This is a genomic window from Vibrio sp. 10N.261.52.A1 (assembly GCF_002876325.1).
GTDB classification, from domain to species: Bacteria; Pseudomonadota; Gammaproteobacteria; order Enterobacterales; family Vibrionaceae; genus Vibrio; species Vibrio chagasii.
Map to the genome: position 1 here is coordinate 1 of NZ_MCYD01001059.1, position 571 is coordinate 571.

The following is a 571-nucleotide window of genomic DNA, read 5'->3' on the forward strand; positions in this document are numbered from 1 at the left end:
ACCTGAACCTGACTCACCAACAATACCCAGCGTTTCGCCTTGGTTAAGTGAGAAGTTCAAGTCGTTTACTGCGGTTACGATACCATCTTGCGTGGTAAATTCGACGCGCAGGTCTTTGACATCTAATAAGCTCATCATTGCTTCCTTAATCTTTTATAGCTTTTGTAGTTTTATTTGCTATTAATTTTTATCTGTCTTTTGGATCAAGCGCATCGCGCAGACCGTCGCCTACGTAGTTAAAGCAGAACAGCGTGACAACCATGAATACCGCAGGGAATGCCAGTTGCCAAATTGCAACTTCCATTGTTTGCGAACCTTCTTGAAGCAGTGCGCCCCAGCTTGTCATAGGCTCTTGAACACCAAGACCAAGGAAAGATAAGAATGATTCAGTAAGGATCATGCTCGGAATAAGCAGCGTAGAGTAAACGGCTACGATACCTAGAACGTTTGGAACGATGTGACGTGTAATGATCTTCCATTTGCTTACACCACATACGTGTGCAGCTTCAATGAACTCTTTACTACGTAAACTCAGCGTTTGGCCACGTACGATACGCGCCATATCTAGCCA

1 protein-coding gene and 1 pseudogene are annotated in these 571 nt (G+C 44.3%); both read right to left on the reverse strand.

All coding sequences use genetic code 11. From position 1 onward, the window contains the following. Positions 1–135 (reverse strand): annotated as a pseudogene (oppD, locus tag BCT81_RS22890) (oligopeptide ABC transporter ATP-binding protein OppD); the annotation flags it as partial. A gap of 52 nt (positions 136–187) precedes the next feature. Continuing rightward, positions 188–571, reverse strand: a 384-nt coding sequence (locus tag BCT81_RS22895; RefSeq protein WP_133152695.1) for an ABC transporter permease subunit, incomplete at its 5' end; no start/stop codon positions are given.